Here is a 16,274-nt window from a genome sequence, read left to right as displayed (position 1 = left end):
GTACCCGCCGGCCTCAATGCCCCATCGCCGGCCCCGCGCCCTTCCGCGGCTTCGTGATCCAAACCAGCGCCGCGAGCGCGATGAACACGCCGGCCGACAGGTGGAAGAAGTCGTTGGTCGCCATCATGAAGCCCTGCTGCGTGACGAGCTGGTTGAGCTGCGCATTGGCCGTCTGCCCGACGATTCCGAGCTGCGCGAGCGCGCCCTGGTAGTCGGTCGTGTTCTGCGCGTAGACGCTCACCGATTCCGACAGCCGCGCGTGGTGGTAGATCGCATCGTTTTCCCAGAACGTCGAGCTGGCCGCGGTGCCGATCGCGCCGGACAGCGTGCGCAGGAAGTTCGACAGCCCCGACGCGCTCGCGAGCCGCTCGTCGGAAATGCTCGACAGCGTGATCGTCGTCATCGGCACGAAGAAACATGCGACGCCGATCCCCTGCACGAGCCGCGGCAGGATCACGTGGTTGAACGGCACGTCGAGCGTGAACGTCGAATTCCAGACCGACACGCCCGCGAACACGATGAACGCGAAGCTCGCGACCATCCGCAGATCGAGCCGGTGCATGTTGCGCCCGATCAGCGGCGACAGCACGAGCGCGAGCAGCCCGACCGGCGCGGTCGCGAGGCCGGCCTTGCCGGCCGTGTAGCCCATCACCGTCTGCAGCCACAGCGGGAAGATCACGACCGAGCCAAAGAACGCCATGAAGCCGAACGAGATGATCAGCGCGCCGAGCGCGAAGTTGCGGTCCTTGAACAGCGACAGGTCGACCACCGGCTCCTTCTCCGTCGCCTCCCACACGAGCATGAACGCGAGCGACACGACCGCGATCAGCGCGAGCGCGACGATGAAGGTCGAGTTGAACCAGTCGCGGTCCTTGCCGAGGTCGAGCATCATCTGCAGGCATGACACGCCGATCACGAGCAGCGCGAGGCCGACCGCGTCGATCCGCTGCCGGCTCGTCTTCGTCTCACGGCCGCGCAGCAGGAAGTACGCGCAGGCCGCCGAGAAAATGCCGATCGGCAGGTTGATGTAGAAGATCCACGGCCACGTGTAGTTGTCGCTGATCCAGCCGCCCAGCAACGGGCCGAAGATCGGCGCGACGATCACCGTCATCGCCCATAGCCCGAGCGCGAGCCCGCGCTTCGCCGGCGGGTAGCTCCGCATCAGGATCGTCTGCGACAGCGGCACCATCGGGCCCGACACGAGGCCCTGCAGCAGCCGGAACGCGATCAGCGTCTCGAAGTTCGACGCGAGCCCGCACAGCGCCGACGCGATCGTGAACGCGAGCACCGACAGCGTGAACAGGCGCACCTCGCCGACCCGCCGCGCGAGCCAGCCGGTCAGCGGCACCGCGATCGCGGACGCGACCGAATACGACGAGATCACCCACGTGCCTTCGCTCGTCGCGACGCCGAGGCTGCCCGAGATGGTCGGCACCGCGACGTTTGCGATCGACGTATCGAGCACTTCCATGAAGGTGCCGAGCGCGAGCCCGACGGTGAGGAGCGCGAGCGCGCCGCCGGTGAGCGGCGCGGGTTGGGTGGCAGGCGGCGTGGCGGATGCCGTGGTGGCGGACATCGGAATCTCCTAGACGCGGCGCGCGCGACGCGCCGGCACAACGCACGGGCGCGCGATACCGCGCGGCCCGGCCGGGTGGAACGGGTGAGGGGAGAGACGCAGCATGTGTCTTGTCATCTTCTGCCCAGACAGAGAAATAAGCGAATGCTTAACCTAGACATCGGGCCTCCCGCGCTCAGCAGTCCGGTTCGTCGGGTTTCGGGCAGCCGGCGTCGCCGGGCCCGTTGGCGATGAACCGTTGCAGCAGGCCGGTGAGCGTCGCGAGTTCGTCGGCCGAGAAGCCGGCGAGCTGCGCGTTCAGCGCGGTCGCGATCAGCGACGGCAGCGCGCGGGCCGCCTCGGCGCCGCGCTCGGTCAGCGTCAGCTCGATCATCCGGCGGTCCTGCTCGCTGCGCGAGCGCGCGACCAGGCCTTTGCGCTCGAGACGGTCGAGCATCCGCGTCATCGAGCCGCTGTCATACGACATCTTGCGCGACAGCTCGAACGGCGTGCGCGCATAGCCGCGCGACAGCAGCAGGATCACGCCGATCTGCTGCGCGGTGAGGTCGTGCGGCTCGAGCGCGCGGTCCATTCGCTCGACGAGCGCCTGCCGGGCCTTGGTCAGGTAATAACCGAGGCTCGTTTCCAGCGCGATGGTGTCGGGATCGTAGAGGCCGCCGTTCATGCGATTGCGCACGCCGCAACAGTGCGTTTCAGGTCAAAACGCGCCCAGTATCTTGAAAAATGATTGCTTAGTCAATATTATTTCAGTCAACCAGTTACGACGTGCATGTTGCACTGCCGGAGACTATGTTCTGACCGCTTTGCCCGCGCTGCCGGGCCCCCAAGGATGTTCGCGATGCTGTTCCTGAAAAATGCCGCCGGCGCGCTGCGCCGCAATCTGACCGATACCGCTCATCATGTGTTCTCCGGGCCGCACCGCGGCTGGAAGATCGCGCTGTACGTGACGATGCTGGTGGTACCGGGCGGATCGCTCGCGGCGCTCGGGTTCGCATGGTTCGATCATCGCCGGCAGCGCAACGCGAAGGACACCGCCCGCCGCACGGGCCAGCCGGCGGCGACGGAGCCGTCGACATGGCGGTCCGCCGCCGATCCCGTCCCGGTGCCCGTGCGCTGCCACTGAAGCCACGCCGCTTTCGCCATCCCGACTGAGGGCCGGCCGCGCCCGCCGCGGCCCGGTGTGGACCGCGCCGCATCCCCTGCCTGTTTCGTCCGCAAGCAGTCCGTAATGGTAATGGCCGGTAAACCGGCCGGCCGCGCCGGTAACACATGCGTGCCGCCGCGCGCCGTACCCTTAGGGCTGCGCGGCTTTCCCGCCGTCAGTTACCATTTGTCCGCCAGCGGCACAACGACCGCATCGCGCGGCGCCGCTTGCCGGCCGTCGCGCCCAGACAGGAAAACCACGATGCCGTACGCCCCCCTCCCGCGCGCCTTTCGCCCGCTGAGCGCCGCCGTCGCCGTTGCGACGGCCGTGCTGCTCGCCGGCTGCGCCGTCGGGCCCGACTATCACCGGCCCGACACGTCGATCCCCGCCGCCTTCAAGGAAGCGCCGGCCGGCTGGAAGGTCGCGCAGCCGGCCGACCGGGCCGACCGCGGCCCGTGGTGGAGCGTCTACGACGATCCGCAGCTCGACGCGCTGATCGGCAAGCTCAACGCATCGAACCAGACCATCGCGCAATCGGCCGCCGCGTACCGGCAGGCCCGCGCGCTCGTCGCCGAAGCGCGCGCCGCATATTTCCCGACCGTCGGGCTGACCGCGTCGGGCTCGCGCGCACGCTCGGGACGCACGTCCACGTCGTCGGGCGCGTCGGGCTTCGGCAGCAGTTCGGCGATCAGCAACAGCTACAGCGTCGGCCTCGATGCGAGCTGGGAGCCCGATCTGTGGGGCAAGGTGAGCCGCAGCGTCAGCGCGCAGCGCGCCGGCGAAGCGGCCGCCGCGGCCGATCTCGCGAATGCGCGGCTGTCGCAGCAGGCGCTGCTCGCGCAGACCTACTTCCAGCTGCGCACGTCCGATGCGCTGCAGAAGCTGCTCGACGACACCGTGAAGTCATACGGCGACTCGCTGAGGCTCACGCAGAACCAGTACGCGCAGGGCGTCGCCGCGCGCGCGGACGTGATCCAGGCGCAGACGCAGCTGCAGAGCGCGCAGGCCGCGGCGATCGACAACGGCGTCGCGCGCGCGCAGTACGAGCATGCGATCGCGACGCTGATCGGCGAACCGGCATCGACGTTCTCGCTGCCGCCGAACCCGCTCACCGCGCAACCGCCGATCACGCCGGTCGACGTGCCGTCCGCGTTGCTCGAGCGCCGGCCCGACATCGCGGCGGCCGAACGCCGCGCGGCTTCCGCGAACGAGCAGATCGGCGTGGCGATCGCCGCGTTCTTCCCGACGCTCACGCTGTCGGCCACCGGCGGCTTCCAGAGCTCGGTGTGGTCGCAACTGTTCACGCTGCCCGCGCGATTCTGGACGGTCGGCCCGCAACTCGCGGCGACGCTGTTCGACGCCGGCCTGCGCGCCGCGCAGACCGATGCCGCCCGCGCAACCTACGACCAGGACGTCGCCGCGTATCGCCTCGCGGTACTCACCGCGTTCCAGGACGTCGAGGACAACCTCGCGTCGCAACGCATCCTCGCGCAGGAAGTCGACGTGCAGCGGCAGGCCGTCGACAGCGCCGAGCAAGCGCTCGCGATCGTCACGAACCAGTACAAGGCGGGCACGGTCGCCTATCTGAACGTGCTGAGCGCGCAGACCACCGCGTTTACCGCGCAGCAGAAGCTCGCGACGATCGCCGGCCAGCGGATGGTGTCGTCGGTCGGGCTCGTGAAGGCGCTCGGCGGCGGGTGGGATGCGTCGGACATGGCGCGCGAGACGGGCGACGTGGCGGCGCCCGCACCCGTGCCGGCGTCCGGTGCGGCAGCGTCGGCCGCGACCGCACCGTCGGCCGCCGCGCCGCTCGCGCAGAAGTAATCGGGGAAAAGGGAGAGGGCGCCGCGCGCGTTCAGCGCATCGCGTCGCCGAAGATCAGCGACACCTGGTTGTTGCCGATCGGACGGCCGAGCAGGTTCAGCAGCCCCGCGAGGTTCGCCTGCTGCTCGGGCGCCGCGTGCGCGGTGCCGCTAAACGATCCGCGGCCGGGGCCGAAGCTGCCGTGCCCGTCGAGGAACAGCGGGCCCTGCGTGGTCGACAGGTCGAGATCGGCGTCCGCGCCCTTCGCCTGCAGCACCGCGCGGTACGACCCGAGCGGCTTCACGCGAGACACGCGCGAACTCATCGAATCGATCGTCACCGTCAGTTGGCCGAACGCGTTGTTGCCGATCATCCGCCAGTCGGTCCAGCCGAGCCGCACGTCGCCCTGCAGGTCGAGCGTGTTGAACGGCGTGCCGAGCCCCGCGAGCAGCGACGCCGGCACGGCCATCGAGCCCGCCGACAGCACCGCGCCGCGCCACGTCGCATCGAGCGTGACGGCGTCGGGCATCGCCTCGGTCTGCCGCATGTGCATCTGCACGCGCCCGGTCAGCAGCGGCCAGAAGCGCGTGGTCCACTGGACCCGCCCCGGCAGCAGCGTTGCCGCGCTCTGGTCCGCGCCCGGCGCGAGCATCAGCGTGCCCGAACCGTGCCACAGCGAGCCTTCCGGATCGACGAGGTTCACGTGAGCGCCGGTCGCGCGCGCGACCTGCGGCGCGATCCACGCGGCCGGCGCGAGCGCGACGAGCGTCAGCGCCGTCGCGAGCCCGCCTGCCACCACCCACGGCACCGCGGCGGCAAGCCGCCTGATCCCTGGCCTCATCGGCCGACCGTCGCTGGTTTCATCCACTGCGTCACTTCTGCGTCGAGGGTTGCATCACGGCTGTCAGGTCGACCTGGCCGTCTTCCTTCAGGCCGGTCACGTGCGCTTCGCCGACCTGCACCTTGAACTGCCTGCGCGCGTCGTCGAGCCACTGCGTCCACACCGGGAACGGCACGTTCTTCAACTGGATCTGCACGCCGTTGCCGACGACCTGCACCTGCGCGCCCTGCAGCCCGTGATCGGACAGCGACGCGGTGAGCGCATCCTTCAGCGCGAGGCCGGTCGGCGCGACGCCTTGCGCGGCGGCCGTCAGCGACTTCGCCTCGTTGGCCTGCGCGGTCATCTGCGCAAGCTCGCTGCGCATCGTCGGCAGCTCGCGCCGGATGCGCGCGCGGCCTTCCTGCGCGGGCGACCACAGCACCGAATACGCGATCGCGACGGCCAGCACGGCGCCGCCCCAGCCGAGCAGCGTCCGCTCGCGCTGCGAGCGCTCGCCCCAGAACTGGGCCAGCGTCTGGTTCAGTTGTTCGGTCTTCATGGGCGGCTCCGGATGGTCCATTTGCCGGTGCTGCTGTCGACTTCGCCAGCGAGCCCGTTGCGCGCGAGACGCTGCGGGAAATCGGGGTCGACCTTGACCTCCGGCTTGAAGCCGACGTCGAGCCGCCGGTCGTGATAATCGAGCGACGCGATGCCGTTCAGCGGCAGCGCGCCCATCGAACGCGACAGCCCGCTCGACAGCGCGAGGAAGTCGTTCGGCGACAGCTCGCCCGCCGCCAGGCGCAGCTGATCGAGCTGGCGCTGCATCTGCGCGGGCGGATCGAGCACCGTCGTGGTCTTCGGGAAGGCGGACAGGAGCGTCTCGGTGATCTGCGCGGACAGCGCATCGCGCTCGCGCGACAGCTTCCACCAGTGCAGGTTCATTCCGATCACCGCGACGCCGAGCGTTGCCGCGACGAGGGCGATCGGCACGCGCAGGCGCTTCATCGTCGCGCGGTCGAAGCGCCACGGCTGCGACTCGAATTCGAACTGGCACAGATCGAAGCGCTCGGCGAGCGCACGCCGCGCGAACGTGTCGAACGGCAGCGGCTGCGCACCCGGCAGCAGCGGGCCGTCGGTGCGGCCGACCGACGCGAGCCGCGGCTCCGCGCCCGGCTCGCCGAGTTCGTACAGTTCGACGTCGCCGCCGCCCGCGAGCGCGGCCAGCGTGCCGGCGGCACGCGACGCGGGCGCCGCGAAACCCTCGCCGAGCGCGCCGCGCGCGATCGCGAGTTCGAGACGCGGCGCACCGGCCGCGACCGGCAGCGCGCCGGCTTCGACGAGCGCCGGTTCGACCGTGGTCGCCAGCCCGAGCACCGCGGCCACGGCCGTCGGGCGGCCGGCCGGTGCGTTCGCGAGCGTGATCGTGTCGGCCTTGACGGCCTCACCGTCGACAGGCGTATCGAGCGGCGCTTGCGCCGGCTCGCGCGGCGCCGGCAGGCAGCGCGTCGCGGGTACCGCGCTCAGGCGCCGGTGGCCGGCCGCGGCGAACGCGTCGCAGATCGTACGGAACCACGCGCGGTCGACGACGGCCAGCACGCGACGGCCATCGGGCAGCGCGACCGGGTCGAGCGCGATATGGCAGCCGAGCGGATCCTGGATCAGTTGATCCTCGACGATGTTGGGCAGCGCCTGGCGCAGCTTCGGCCCCTTGAGCGGCGGCACGGTCGCGGCGAGCAGCAGCACGTCGCGCGCGGCGACGATCAGCCGCGTCTCGTTCGCGCGCGGCAGCAGCGCGAGCGCGGCGTGGCCCGCGCGCTGCACCTGGCCGGCCTTGTCCACGAGCGTGAACGGCAGCTCGGGCCACTGCCATTCCTGCAACGGCACGGCCGGCTCGCGCGGCGGCAAAGAAACAATCAGCGTGCTCAAGAGCTCCTCTCCCGGATGGCGTCGTTATAGCTGGTCGCGGATGCGCACGACCCGCGTCGAGTGCGTGGTCGGATCACGATACACGAGCGAGGTGCGATCCACCTCCGCGCGATCGTGCTGGATCCGGCCATGCACGATGAAATAGCTGGAATTGACGTCGACGAGGCTCGAGTCGATCGTCACGTTCGGCGCGCCGGCACCGCGCAGCGCGAGCTGCACGTCGCCGACGTTGCGGAAGAACACGGTCTCGCGGCGCGACACGAGCGCCTGCGCGGACGACACGCTCATCCCCGGCACCAGCGCCGCGATCACCTCGGCCGGCGCGGTGTTCATGTTCACCGGCGTCGTGGTCGGCAGCACGGTGACGAACGGGCGCAGCCGCGCGACCATCTCGGGCGTCACGCCGTCGACGTCGAGCAGGTTGTCGACGCCCGACATCACGAGCGGCGCAGGGCCGCGCTCGCCGTCGGACATCCCCGGCTCGTCGGTGAAGTTGCCGGCCTGCATGTCACCGCCGGCCACCGGCGCGGTCGCGGCCGTACCGGCGCCGGGCAGCGTCGGCGTCTGGAAGCGCGTCGCCGAATGCATCAGGCCCGCGCGCATGTGCAGCGCGATCCGCTTCGCGAACGCGCCGTCGTAGCCGAGCGTCGTCAGCAGCCGCTGGAATGCCTGCAGCTGCATCACGTTGAGCTGCAGCACGCCGGGCGCCGGCGACGACACGAGATTGCGCAGGTTGTACTTCGCCTGCGCGTCCTCGATCGAGCCGGACAGGTAGGTGTCTTCGCCGCCGTTGTCGTTCGGCGCGCCGATCCGGCCGAGGAAGTCCGACAGCTTGGTCTTCGCGATCGGCACGGCCCAGATCCCGCCGAGATAGGTGATGCCGGGCGCCGTGTCGCCCTCGGAGCGCAGGATCATGCGCGTCCAGTCGAGCGCGCCGCGCGCGACCCACTGCGCCTGCGCGATCACGCGCTGGTTCTCGATCCGGCGAATCTGCACCTGCTGGCGCCACAGCATCCCCGACACGAGGATCGCAGACAGCGCGACGACGAGCAGCGCGGTGATGATCGCCGCGCCGCGCTCGCGGCGGGCATGTGTGCTTGCGGGCGGGCGGCCGGCGAAGCGGGAACGGTGAGGGCGCGCGCGCATCGTCATTCCCCGACGAGGAAGATGCGCGTGACGGGCACGCGCAGCGACGTCGCGCCGATGCTGACCTGCAGCCCCGTCACCGCGCGTGTCGGCGGCGCGTTGCCGATCTGCGGCACCTTCAGCGCATCGTTGTTCTGCGCCAGCGCGTCGTTGGCCGTCTGCAGGTTGGTGGTCCAGCCGACGCGCGGCACGTACAGCTTCGCGTCGATCGCCCCGACGCCGCCCATCAGCGCGACCCAGCTCCAGCCGTCGACGCCGCTGTCCTTCAGCACGTCGCGCAAGCGGTTCGCATCGGCGAGCGGCGGCGATGCATAGCGCACGACGCGCCCGCCGGCGATCCGGTAGCGGACCACCTGCAGCCGCGGCGCGGCGCCGGCCAAGTCGAGCGTGCGGACGATCTGCAGCGTATTGCCGGCGACGCCGATCGCCGGCTGGCCGGCTTCGTCGTCGGTCGCGGCGAGTCGCGCGTCGATGCGCATCTGGTCGAACATCTGCGCGAACACGCGCTCGTCTTCCATCGCGGACGCGACCTTGTCGCGGCCGCGCATGATCTGGTCGAGCCCGCGCCACGCGAGGATCGCGACCACCGCGAGGATCGCGATCGCGATCATCAGTTCGATCAGCGTGAAGCCGCGCACGCGGCGCGAGCCAGCGAAACGCATGGGACGGCGCCGCATCGGCGCGTCAGAGCGGACGGCTGGTTTCATTCGCGACCACCGTCACCATTTGCGCGAGCACGCCGGGATGCCCCGGCATGCTCACCGAAATCTGCACGCGCCGGAACACCGGGTTCGGCGTCGTGCTCACGCGCTGCGTGCAGACCATCTGCACGTTGCCTTGCGAACAATCGAAACTCTGCTCGCCGACCTCCGGCCACGCATGCGTGAGCCGCAACTGCGCGAGCGCGTTGTCGGCGCTCCACCCGGCCAGCAGCCGGTGATGAAGATCGGATGCGTTGTTCGCCATCGTGCCGACCGCGCGGATCGACGCGGCCAGCGCGACCGCGATGATCGCGAGCGCGACCAGCACCTCGATCATCGTGAAGCCTCGGGAACCGGAAGCCGGGAAGGGCAGGCGACGACGCATCGTCATTGCACCTCGTACCGGCCGTTGCCGGTGCCGACGATCGTCGCGCTGCCGACCGCCGAATGCAGCGTCACGCGCACCGGCATGTCGACGCTTTCGGTGCCGAACACGACCGTGCTCGCGTGCGTGTCGGACCCCGGATAATCGATTTCGGCGCCCGTGACGCCGCCGTCCCAGTCGCGCGGGCGCAGCAGGTCGTCGCGCAGCGTGCGCCAGCCGTCGGGCGAACTCACGTCGAAACGAAAGCCGTGCGCGGTCGGCTGCCACGCGATCGGGCGCGCGCGCACCTGCGCTTCGTCGCCGGCCGTCTCGAACAGCAGCGCGATGCGCTGCGCTTCCTCGCGCAGATCGGTGCGCGGATTGCGCGTGAGCGACAGCGACGCGAGCGACACCAGCAGGCCCGCGATCACGAGCACGACCAGCATCTCGAGCAGCGTGAAGCCGCGTGCACGCGTGCGTGCCGGGGTCACGGCCGCGCCGCGCCGCACGCGCCGCACACGGCGGTCGCGGGCAGCGCGGCGAGCGCGAGCGGAGCGCAGGGGCGTGCGAAGGGCGGGCATGAAATGAAGAACGGGGACGATCGTCGGATCGGTCGATGCCGACTTACTGCCACGAACCGATATCGGAATCGTTGCTTTCGCCGCCTTCCTTGCCGTCGGCGCCGTAGCTGAACACGTCGATCTCGCCGTGCACGCCCGGGTTCAGGTACTTGTACCCGTTGCCCCACGGATCGTTCGGCAGGCGCTCGAGATAGCCGCCGTCCTTCCAGTTGTTCGGGATCGGATCGGTGGACGGCTTCTGGATCAGCGCGTTCAGGCCCTGCTCCTGGGTCGGATAGCGGCCGTTGTCGAGACGGTACAGCTTGAGCGCCTGCATGATCGTGCCGATGTCCTGCTTCGCGGCGATACGGCGCGCCTCGTCGGGACGGCTCATGATCTTCGGCACGATCAGTGCCGCCAGGATCCCGAGGATCGCGACCACCACCATGATCTCGATCAGCGTGAAACCGCGCTGACGGCGCACGGCCGCATTACGGCGAGTGATCCACGTTTGCATGACTGACTACCTCTTTCCAAAAAATATCGTCGATTGAGTGACGCACCCGGCGCATCGCGAACGTTTGCCTGACGGCAAGCTTCCGATTCCCCGGGCGCGGAGCACGCATTGTAAGGCGCGCATTGCCGAGGGCTTTCACCCAACGCAAATTTCATATACATCCGTACAATAGCGCGCATGAACGCGCTCTCGATCCGGATCCTCTCCCTCGCCCTCTTCGCGGGTTTGTGCGCGACGGCCACCTACTGGGTCGTCACGCTGTCGGCCCGCGAAGCGCCGCTGCCCGCCGCCGCCGCGCGGTTGCCGATCCGCACCGAGGACGCCGCCGCGCTCTTCGGCGGACAGCTCGACAAGAATCCCGTGCAGGACATCCACCTGTTCGGCATTCTCTCGCTCGGTCGTGGCGCCGCCGCGATCGTCGGTATCGGTGGCGAGCCGCCGCGCGCCGTGTCGCTCGGCGCGGAGCTCACGTCCGGCGCGAAGCTGGCCGAAGTCCGCAGCCGCTCGATCATCATCGACCGCAACGGCGCCCGCGCCGAAATCCAGCTCCCCGCGAACACGCCGTCCCCCGCGATCTACATGCGTTGAACGGTGGCGGCCTGACGAGCGGTCAGGCCGTCACTGCACCATGTTGTTCAGCTCGATGATCGGCAGCATCACGGCCAGCACGATCACGAGCACGATGCCGCCCATCGCGAGGATCAGCAGCGGCTCGAGCAGGCTCGTCAGGAACATCGTGCGCCGCTCGAGCTCGCGCGCCTCGCCTTCCGCCGCGCGGTCGAGCATCGTCGTCACGTCGCCCGTCGCTTCGCCGGAACGGATCAGGTGCACGAGCACCGGCGGGAATGTCTTCACGTTGTTCAGCGCGCGCGACAGCGCGGAGCCTTCGCGCACGCGCACGATCGCATCGTCGATGTTCGCGCGCATCGCGCGGTTCGACAGCGTCTCGCCGGCCGCCTGCAGCGCGCGCAGGATCGGCACGCCGGCCGCGGTCAGGATCCCGAGCGTGCTCGCGAAGCGCACCGTGTTGTAGCCGCGCACGAGCTTGCCCGCGAGCGGCGCGGTCAGCACCCAGCGATCGAACGCGAGCCGCGGCCCGTCGCGCGACAGCGTCGCCTTCACGAACCACACGACGAGCGCGACCGTGATCAGGATCGCCCACCACCAGTGCCGCACGAACTCCGACAGCGCCATCATCACGACCGTGAGAATGGGCAGTTGCTGCTTCGTGCTCGCGAACACGTTGACGACCTGCGGCACGACATAGCTCAGCAGGAACGTGACGATGCCGAACGCGATCAGCGTGACGATCCCCGGATACGTGAACGCCAGCAGGATCTTCTGCTTCAGCGCGTTGCTCTGTTCGATGTAGTCGGCGAGGCGCGACAGCACGATGCCGAGCTTGCCGGTGTGCTCGCCCGCCGCGACGAGCGCGCGGTAGATTTCCGGGAAGTCGCGCGGATGCTGGCCCAGCGCATTCGCGAGCGAATGGCCGCCGAGCACCTCGGCACGGATCGCGGCCATCAGCTCACGGATGTAGTCGCGTTCGGCCTGCTCGGTGAGCACGCCGAGCGCCTCGTCGAGCGGCAGCCCCGCGATCAGCAGGCTCGCGAGCTGGCGCGTGAGGATCGCCTGTTCGCGCTGCGACAGCTTGCGGCCGAACGCGAGGCGCTGCGAACGCGCGCCGCGGGTCGCACTGGCGGCCGGCTCGACGACGAGCGGCGTGAGCCCCTGCGTGCGCAGCTGGCCGCGCGCGCCGCGCGCACTGTCGGCATCGATCACGCCTTTCTGCGGTCGCCCCGCCGAATCGATGGCTTCGAAACGGAATGCCGGCATCGCGCTATGCGCCTCCCGTCACGCGCAGCACTTCCTCGAGCGACGTGGCGCCGGCCGCGAGCCAGCGCTCGGCGTCGTCGCGCAGCGTGCGCATCCCTTGTGCGCGCCCCGTGGCGAGAATCTCCGCATCGGCCGCGTTGCGGTGGATCAGCGCGCGGATCGAATCGTCGATCAGCAGCAGTTCGTATACCCCGCGCCGGCCCGCATAGCCCGAATGCCCGCACCGGTCGCAGCCGACCGGATGCCACACGGTGCGGCCGTCCTCGTGCCGCTCTTCCTTGCAGGCTGGGCAGAGCTGGCGCACCAGACGCTGCGCGAGCACGCCGAGCAGCGACGACGCGAGCAGGTACGGCTCGACGCCCATGTCGGTCAGGCGCGTGACGGCCGAGGCCGCGTCGTTGGTGTGCAGCGTCGCGAGCACGAGGTGGCCCGTGAGCGATGCCTGCACCGCGATCTGCGCGGTTTCGAGGTCACGGATTTCGCCGATCATGATCACGTCCGGATCCTGACGCAGGATCGAACGCAGCGCACGGGCAAAGGTCATCCCGATCCGCTCGTTCACCTGCGTCTGGCCGATGCCGGACAGGTCGTATTCGATCGGATCCTCGACGGTCATGATGTTGGTCGTCGCCGTTTCGAGCCGCGACATCGACGCATAGAGCGTGGTCGTCTTGCCCGAGCCGGTCGGGCCCGTCACCAGCACGATCCCGTGCGGGCGGCCGATCAGCTTGTCGAACTGGACGAGCGTGTCGCGGCCCATCCCGAGCGCCTCGAGGTTCAGGCGCTGCGCATCCTTTTCCAGCAGACGGAGCACCGCGCGCTCGCCGTGCCCGGTCGGCAGCGTCGACACCCGCACGTCGACCGGCCGGCCGCCGACGCGCAGCGTGATGCGGCCGTCCTGCGGCAGGCGTTTCTCGGCGATGTCGAGCTGCGCCATGATCTTGATCCGCGAGATCAGCGCGCCGTGCAGCGCCTTCTTCGGCCGCACGACGTCGCGCAGCGTGCCGTCGACGCGAAACCGCACGACCGACGCATTCTCGAACGGCTCGATGTGAATGTCCGACGCCTGTTCGCGCGCCGCTTGCGTGAGCAGCGCGTTGATCATCCGGATGATCGGCGCGTCGTCTTCCGATTCGAGCAGATCCTCGACTTCGGGGATGTCCTGCATCAGTCGCGACAGGTCGACTTCGCCTTCGACCTCGCCGACGACCTGCGCGGCGCTGCCGTCCTGGCGCGCGTACGCCTGGTTGATCGCCTGCGCGAGCTCGTCGGCCGGCACGCGGTGCACGGAAATCGAGCCGAAGTTGCGCGCGATTTCGGCGAGCGCCGCATCGTTCGTGCGCTCGCTGATCCACACCTCGAGCGTGTCGTCGAGCTGGTGCGCGATCAGCACCTGGCCGGTCTTCGCGAAGCCGTACGGCAACAGGCGCGCGGCGAGCGGCGACGGCGGCTGCCGTTCGCCCGGCGCGCCGTCCTGGGTCGAGGACGCGAGCACGTTGCTCACTGCGAGGCTCCCGGCGTGGCGGTCAGCGGCTGTTGCGGCACCGACTGCTGCGGCACGCCTTGCGGCTGCGCGGGCGTCGCCTCGGGCAGCGGCTGGGCCGGCACCGGCGCGACCTGGCGCTGCAGCTGCTGGCGACGCATCTTGTCGAGATCGAACAGGTTCCCGGCGGGCGTGCCACCCTGGCTCGGACCCAGCGGCATCGGCGGGACGACCGGGTCGTCCTTGTCGCGGATCACGTTGTTGTCCGACTTGTACGCGCCGGTCACGCCCTGGATGTAGTCGTAGCGGTTGGCCGTGACTTCCTGCGCGGTGCTGCGATCGGAGATGATCACCGGGCGCAGGAACACCATCAGGTTGGTCTTCTGGCGCTGCTTCGATTCCGAACGGAACAGCTGGCCGATCCACGGGATGTCGCCGAGCAGCGGCACCTTGCTGTTCGACACCTGGTAGTTGTCCTGCATCAAGCCGCCGAGCACGATGATCTCGCCGTTGTCCGCGAGGATCGTCGACTGGATCGAGCGCTTCGTGAAGGTCGGGCCGGTCTGCGCGTTGGTGGTGCCGCTGACGACCGCCGAATCCTCCGTGTAGAGCTGCAGCTTCAGGATCCCGCCGTCGGTGATCTGCGGCTTCACGTGCAGCGTCAGGCCGACGTCGCGACGGTCGTAGGTATTGAACGCGTTGCTCGTCGTGCCGCTCGTCAGGTTCGAGTACGAACCGGTCGCGATCGGCACGTTCTGGCCGACGACGATCTTCGCTTCCTCGTTGTCGAGCGTGATCAGGTTCGGCGTCGACAGCACGTTCGCGTCGCTCACGCCGGCGAAATACTGCAGCAGCGCGCCAAGCCCCTGCACGCCGAACATGTTGTGCAGCCAGCCGATGTTGAGGCCCTGGCTCAGGCCCGCGAGATTGGCGGCCAGCCCGGTGGTGGCGGCCGTGCCGCCGCTCGTCAGGTTGACGATGCTGTTGCCCAGGCCGGTTCCGGCCGTCGGTGCCAGGTTCGTGCCGCCGAGGAACTGGCCGCTCGCCACCTGCCACTGGATCCCGAGGTTGCCCTGCGTCGTCGAGTTCAGCTCGACGATCAGCGCCTCGATATAGACCTGCGCACGCCGCGCGTCGAGCTGGTCGATCACCGAGCGCAGGTTCCGGTAGACCGGATCGGACGCGGTGATGATCAGCGAGTTGGTGGCCGCATCGGCCTGGATCATCCCGCCCGGCTGGTTTTCGTCGCTCTTGTCCTTGTCGCCGCCGAGCAGGCCGCCGCTGCCGACGCCACCGCTGCCCGACGACCCGCTGCCGTAGGCCGACGACGAAGACGAACCGCCGCCGAGGCCGCCGGACGGCAGCGGCGGGGTGCCGGACGTGCCGGTCGAGAAGTTGCCGCTCGCCGACGAGCCGCCGCTCTGGTTGAAGCTGTTCGCATCGTTGGACGACGCCGACGAGCCGCTGTCGTTGCCGCCCTTGCCGAGCATCCCGCGCAGCGTCTTCGCGAGCTTGACCGCATCGGCATTGCGCAACGGCACGACGTGCATGTTGCCGGGCACGCCGCTCGGCGCGTCGAGCTGCTGCACGATGCGCTTCGCCGCCGCGAGGCGCGATGCGCTCGATGCGCGCAGCATCAGCGAATTGGTGCGCGGGTCGGCCGTGACCGACACCTTTAGCGTCGCGTCGCTGTTGCCGATCGCGCCGGGGTCGAGCATCTTCTGCAATTGCGCGGCGAGGTCGATCGCGTTCGCGTTACGCAGCGGGATGACCTGCACCTGCGCGCCCGCGGCGCTGTCGACACCTGCGATGATCTGCGCGATGCGGCGCACGTTGTCCGCGTAATCGGTGACGACGATCGTGTTGTTCGCCGGGTAGGCGGTGACCGTGTTGTTCGGCGAGATCAGCGGCCGCAGCACCGGCAGCAGGTTGTTCGCCGATTCGTTGTGCAGTTCGAACACCTGCGTGATGACCTGGTCGCCACGTGCGCGCGGCGCATTGCCGATATAGGTCGGCACGCCCTGCAGCTTGGCGTCGGCCTCGGGCACGACCTTCAGCACGCCGTGATCCTGCACGAGCGCGAAGCCCTGCATGCGCAGCGCCGATTGCAGCGTCTTCAGCGCCTGGTCTTCCGGCACGGACCGTTCGGATACGAGGTTGAGCTGCCCCTTCACGCGGGGGTCGACGATGATGGTCTTGCCGGTTGCGGCGCCGATCGCCTTCGCGACCTGGTCGATATCCGCGTTCACGAAATTGAGCGTGACCTGAGCGTAGGCGGCTTGCGAGACGATGATGCCGGCGACGATCAGGGTCGTGGCGACGCGCCGCATAACGAAGCGATTTCTTGTCATGGATGAATGGGTCGATGCCGGCTCAGGGCCACTTCCGGCGGTAGTGC

General features: G+C 69.4%; 16 protein-coding genes. 3 read left to right on the top strand and 13 right to left on the bottom strand.

The window, feature by feature from the left end; all coding sequences use genetic code 11:
• Positions 1–13: 13 nt before the first annotated feature.
• Both SB771_RS29190 and SB771_RS29185 read right to left on the bottom strand, forming a co-directional pair.
• Positions 14–1,576, bottom strand: coding sequence for a DHA2 family efflux MFS transporter permease subunit (locus SB771_RS29190; protein WP_175661306.1), 1,563 nt, complete (start codon positions 1,574–1,576; stop codon positions 14–16).
• 175 nt (positions 1,577–1,751) lie between these two features.
• Entirely contained in the window at positions 1,752–2,240 is a 489-nt protein-coding gene (locus SB771_RS29185; protein WP_006750437.1) for a MarR family winged helix-turn-helix transcriptional regulator, read from the bottom strand.
• 174 nt (positions 2,241–2,414) lie between these two features.
• Here SB771_RS29185 and SB771_RS29180 point away from each other — a divergent pair, with 174 nt between their 5' ends.
• Together SB771_RS29180 and SB771_RS29175 are read left to right on the top strand one after the other, a co-directional pair.
• Positions 2,415–2,699 carry a multidrug ABC transporter ATPase gene (locus tag SB771_RS29180; protein ID WP_175661307.1) on the top strand — a complete coding sequence of 95 codons (285 nt, stop codon included), beginning with the start codon at positions 2,415–2,417 and terminating at the stop codon, positions 2,697–2,699.
• Positions 2,700–2,981: 282 nt separating this feature from the next.
• Positions 2,982–4,544 carry an efflux transporter outer membrane subunit gene (locus tag SB771_RS29175; protein ID WP_175661308.1) on the top strand — a complete coding sequence of 521 codons (1,563 nt, stop codon included), beginning with the start codon at positions 2,982–2,984 and terminating at the stop codon, positions 4,542–4,544.
• 31 nt (positions 4,545–4,575) lie between these two features.
• On the opposite strand, the gene SB771_RS29170 is transcribed toward SB771_RS29175, so the two are convergent.
• From SB771_RS29170 to gspG, 8 genes are read right to left on the bottom strand one after another with little or no spacing between them, the layout of a single operon-like run.
• Positions 4,576–5,364, bottom strand: a complete 789-nt coding sequence (locus tag SB771_RS29170; protein WP_175657355.1) for a type II secretion system protein N — start codon at positions 5,362–5,364, stop codon at positions 4,576–4,578.
• 31 nt (positions 5,365–5,395) lie between these two features.
• A complete protein-coding gene (gene gspM / locus SB771_RS29165; RefSeq protein ID WP_012362733.1) occupies positions 5,396–5,902 on the bottom strand; it encodes a type II secretion system protein GspM in 507 nt (168 codons plus the stop codon).
• Positions 5,899–7,269, bottom strand: coding sequence for a type II secretion system protein GspL (gene gspL / locus SB771_RS29160; RefSeq protein ID WP_175661309.1), 1,371 nt, complete (start codon positions 7,267–7,269; stop codon positions 5,899–5,901). Before gspL ends, gspM begins: the two co-directional genes overlap by 4 nt.
• Before the next feature lie 24 nt (positions 7,270–7,293).
• Positions 7,294–8,415 (bottom strand): type II secretion system minor pseudopilin GspK, encoded by a 1,122-nt coding sequence (gspK, locus tag SB771_RS29155; RefSeq protein ID WP_175661310.1) that lies wholly within the window; start codon positions 8,413–8,415, stop codon positions 7,294–7,296.
• Positions 8,416–8,417: 2 nt separating this feature from the next.
• Positions 8,418–9,122, bottom strand: coding sequence for a type II secretion system protein J (locus SB771_RS29150; RefSeq protein WP_011655581.1), 705 nt, complete (start codon positions 9,120–9,122; stop codon positions 8,418–8,420).
• The gene (gene gspI / locus SB771_RS29145; RefSeq protein ID WP_081467163.1) at positions 9,100–9,507 is read right to left on the bottom strand and encodes a type II secretion system minor pseudopilin GspI; all 408 of its coding nucleotides are present in this window, start codon (positions 9,505–9,507) and stop codon (positions 9,100–9,102) included. The genes SB771_RS29150 and gspI overlap by 23 nt, the downstream gene beginning before the upstream one ends.
• Positions 9,504–10,061 carry a GspH/FimT family pseudopilin gene (locus SB771_RS29140; protein ID WP_175661311.1) on the bottom strand — a complete coding sequence of 186 codons (558 nt, stop codon included), beginning with the start codon at positions 10,059–10,061 and terminating at the stop codon, positions 9,504–9,506. Before SB771_RS29140 ends, gspI begins: the two co-directional genes overlap by 4 nt.
• 43 nt (positions 10,062–10,104) lie before the next feature.
• Positions 10,105–10,557 carry a type II secretion system major pseudopilin GspG gene (gspG, locus tag SB771_RS29135; protein WP_006751354.1) on the bottom strand — a complete coding sequence of 151 codons (453 nt, stop codon included), beginning with the start codon at positions 10,555–10,557 and terminating at the stop codon, positions 10,105–10,107.
• Between the two features lie 177 nt (positions 10,558–10,734).
• On the opposite strand from gspG, the gene SB771_RS29130 reads away from it, so the two are divergent.
• Complete coding sequence (locus SB771_RS29130; RefSeq protein ID WP_175661312.1) at positions 10,735–11,145, top strand: general secretion pathway protein GspC; 411 nt, start codon at positions 10,735–10,737, stop codon at positions 11,143–11,145.
• 30 nt (positions 11,146–11,175) lie between these two features.
• Here SB771_RS29130 and gspF read toward each other — a convergent pair whose 3' ends face one another.
• The 3 genes from gspF to gspD are packed head-to-tail and all read right to left on the bottom strand — an operon-like array spanning position 11,176 to position 16,227.
• A complete protein-coding gene (gene gspF, locus SB771_RS29125; protein WP_011655584.1) occupies positions 11,176–12,393 on the bottom strand; it encodes a type II secretion system inner membrane protein GspF in 1,218 nt (405 codons plus the stop codon).
• A gap of 4 nt (positions 12,394–12,397) precedes the next feature.
• Positions 12,398–13,897 (bottom strand): type II secretion system ATPase GspE, encoded by a 1,500-nt coding sequence (gene gspE / locus SB771_RS29120; RefSeq protein ID WP_175661313.1) that lies wholly within the window; start codon positions 13,895–13,897, stop codon positions 12,398–12,400.
• Positions 13,894–16,227: a type II secretion system secretin GspD gene (gene gspD, locus SB771_RS29115; protein ID WP_105830767.1), complete on the bottom strand. Its 2,334-nt coding sequence runs from the start codon at positions 16,225–16,227 to the stop codon at positions 13,894–13,896. The genes gspE and gspD overlap by 4 nt, the downstream gene beginning before the upstream one ends.
• Between the last annotated feature and the right edge of the window lie 47 nt (positions 16,228–16,274).

The organism is Burkholderia sp. SIMBA_051 (genome assembly GCF_046534915.1).
GTDB lineage: Bacteria > Pseudomonadota > Gammaproteobacteria > Burkholderiales > Burkholderiaceae > Burkholderia > Burkholderia ambifaria.
Note: the sequence above shows the minus strand (reverse complement) of the source record. Positions and strands in the feature narration are given on the sequence as shown.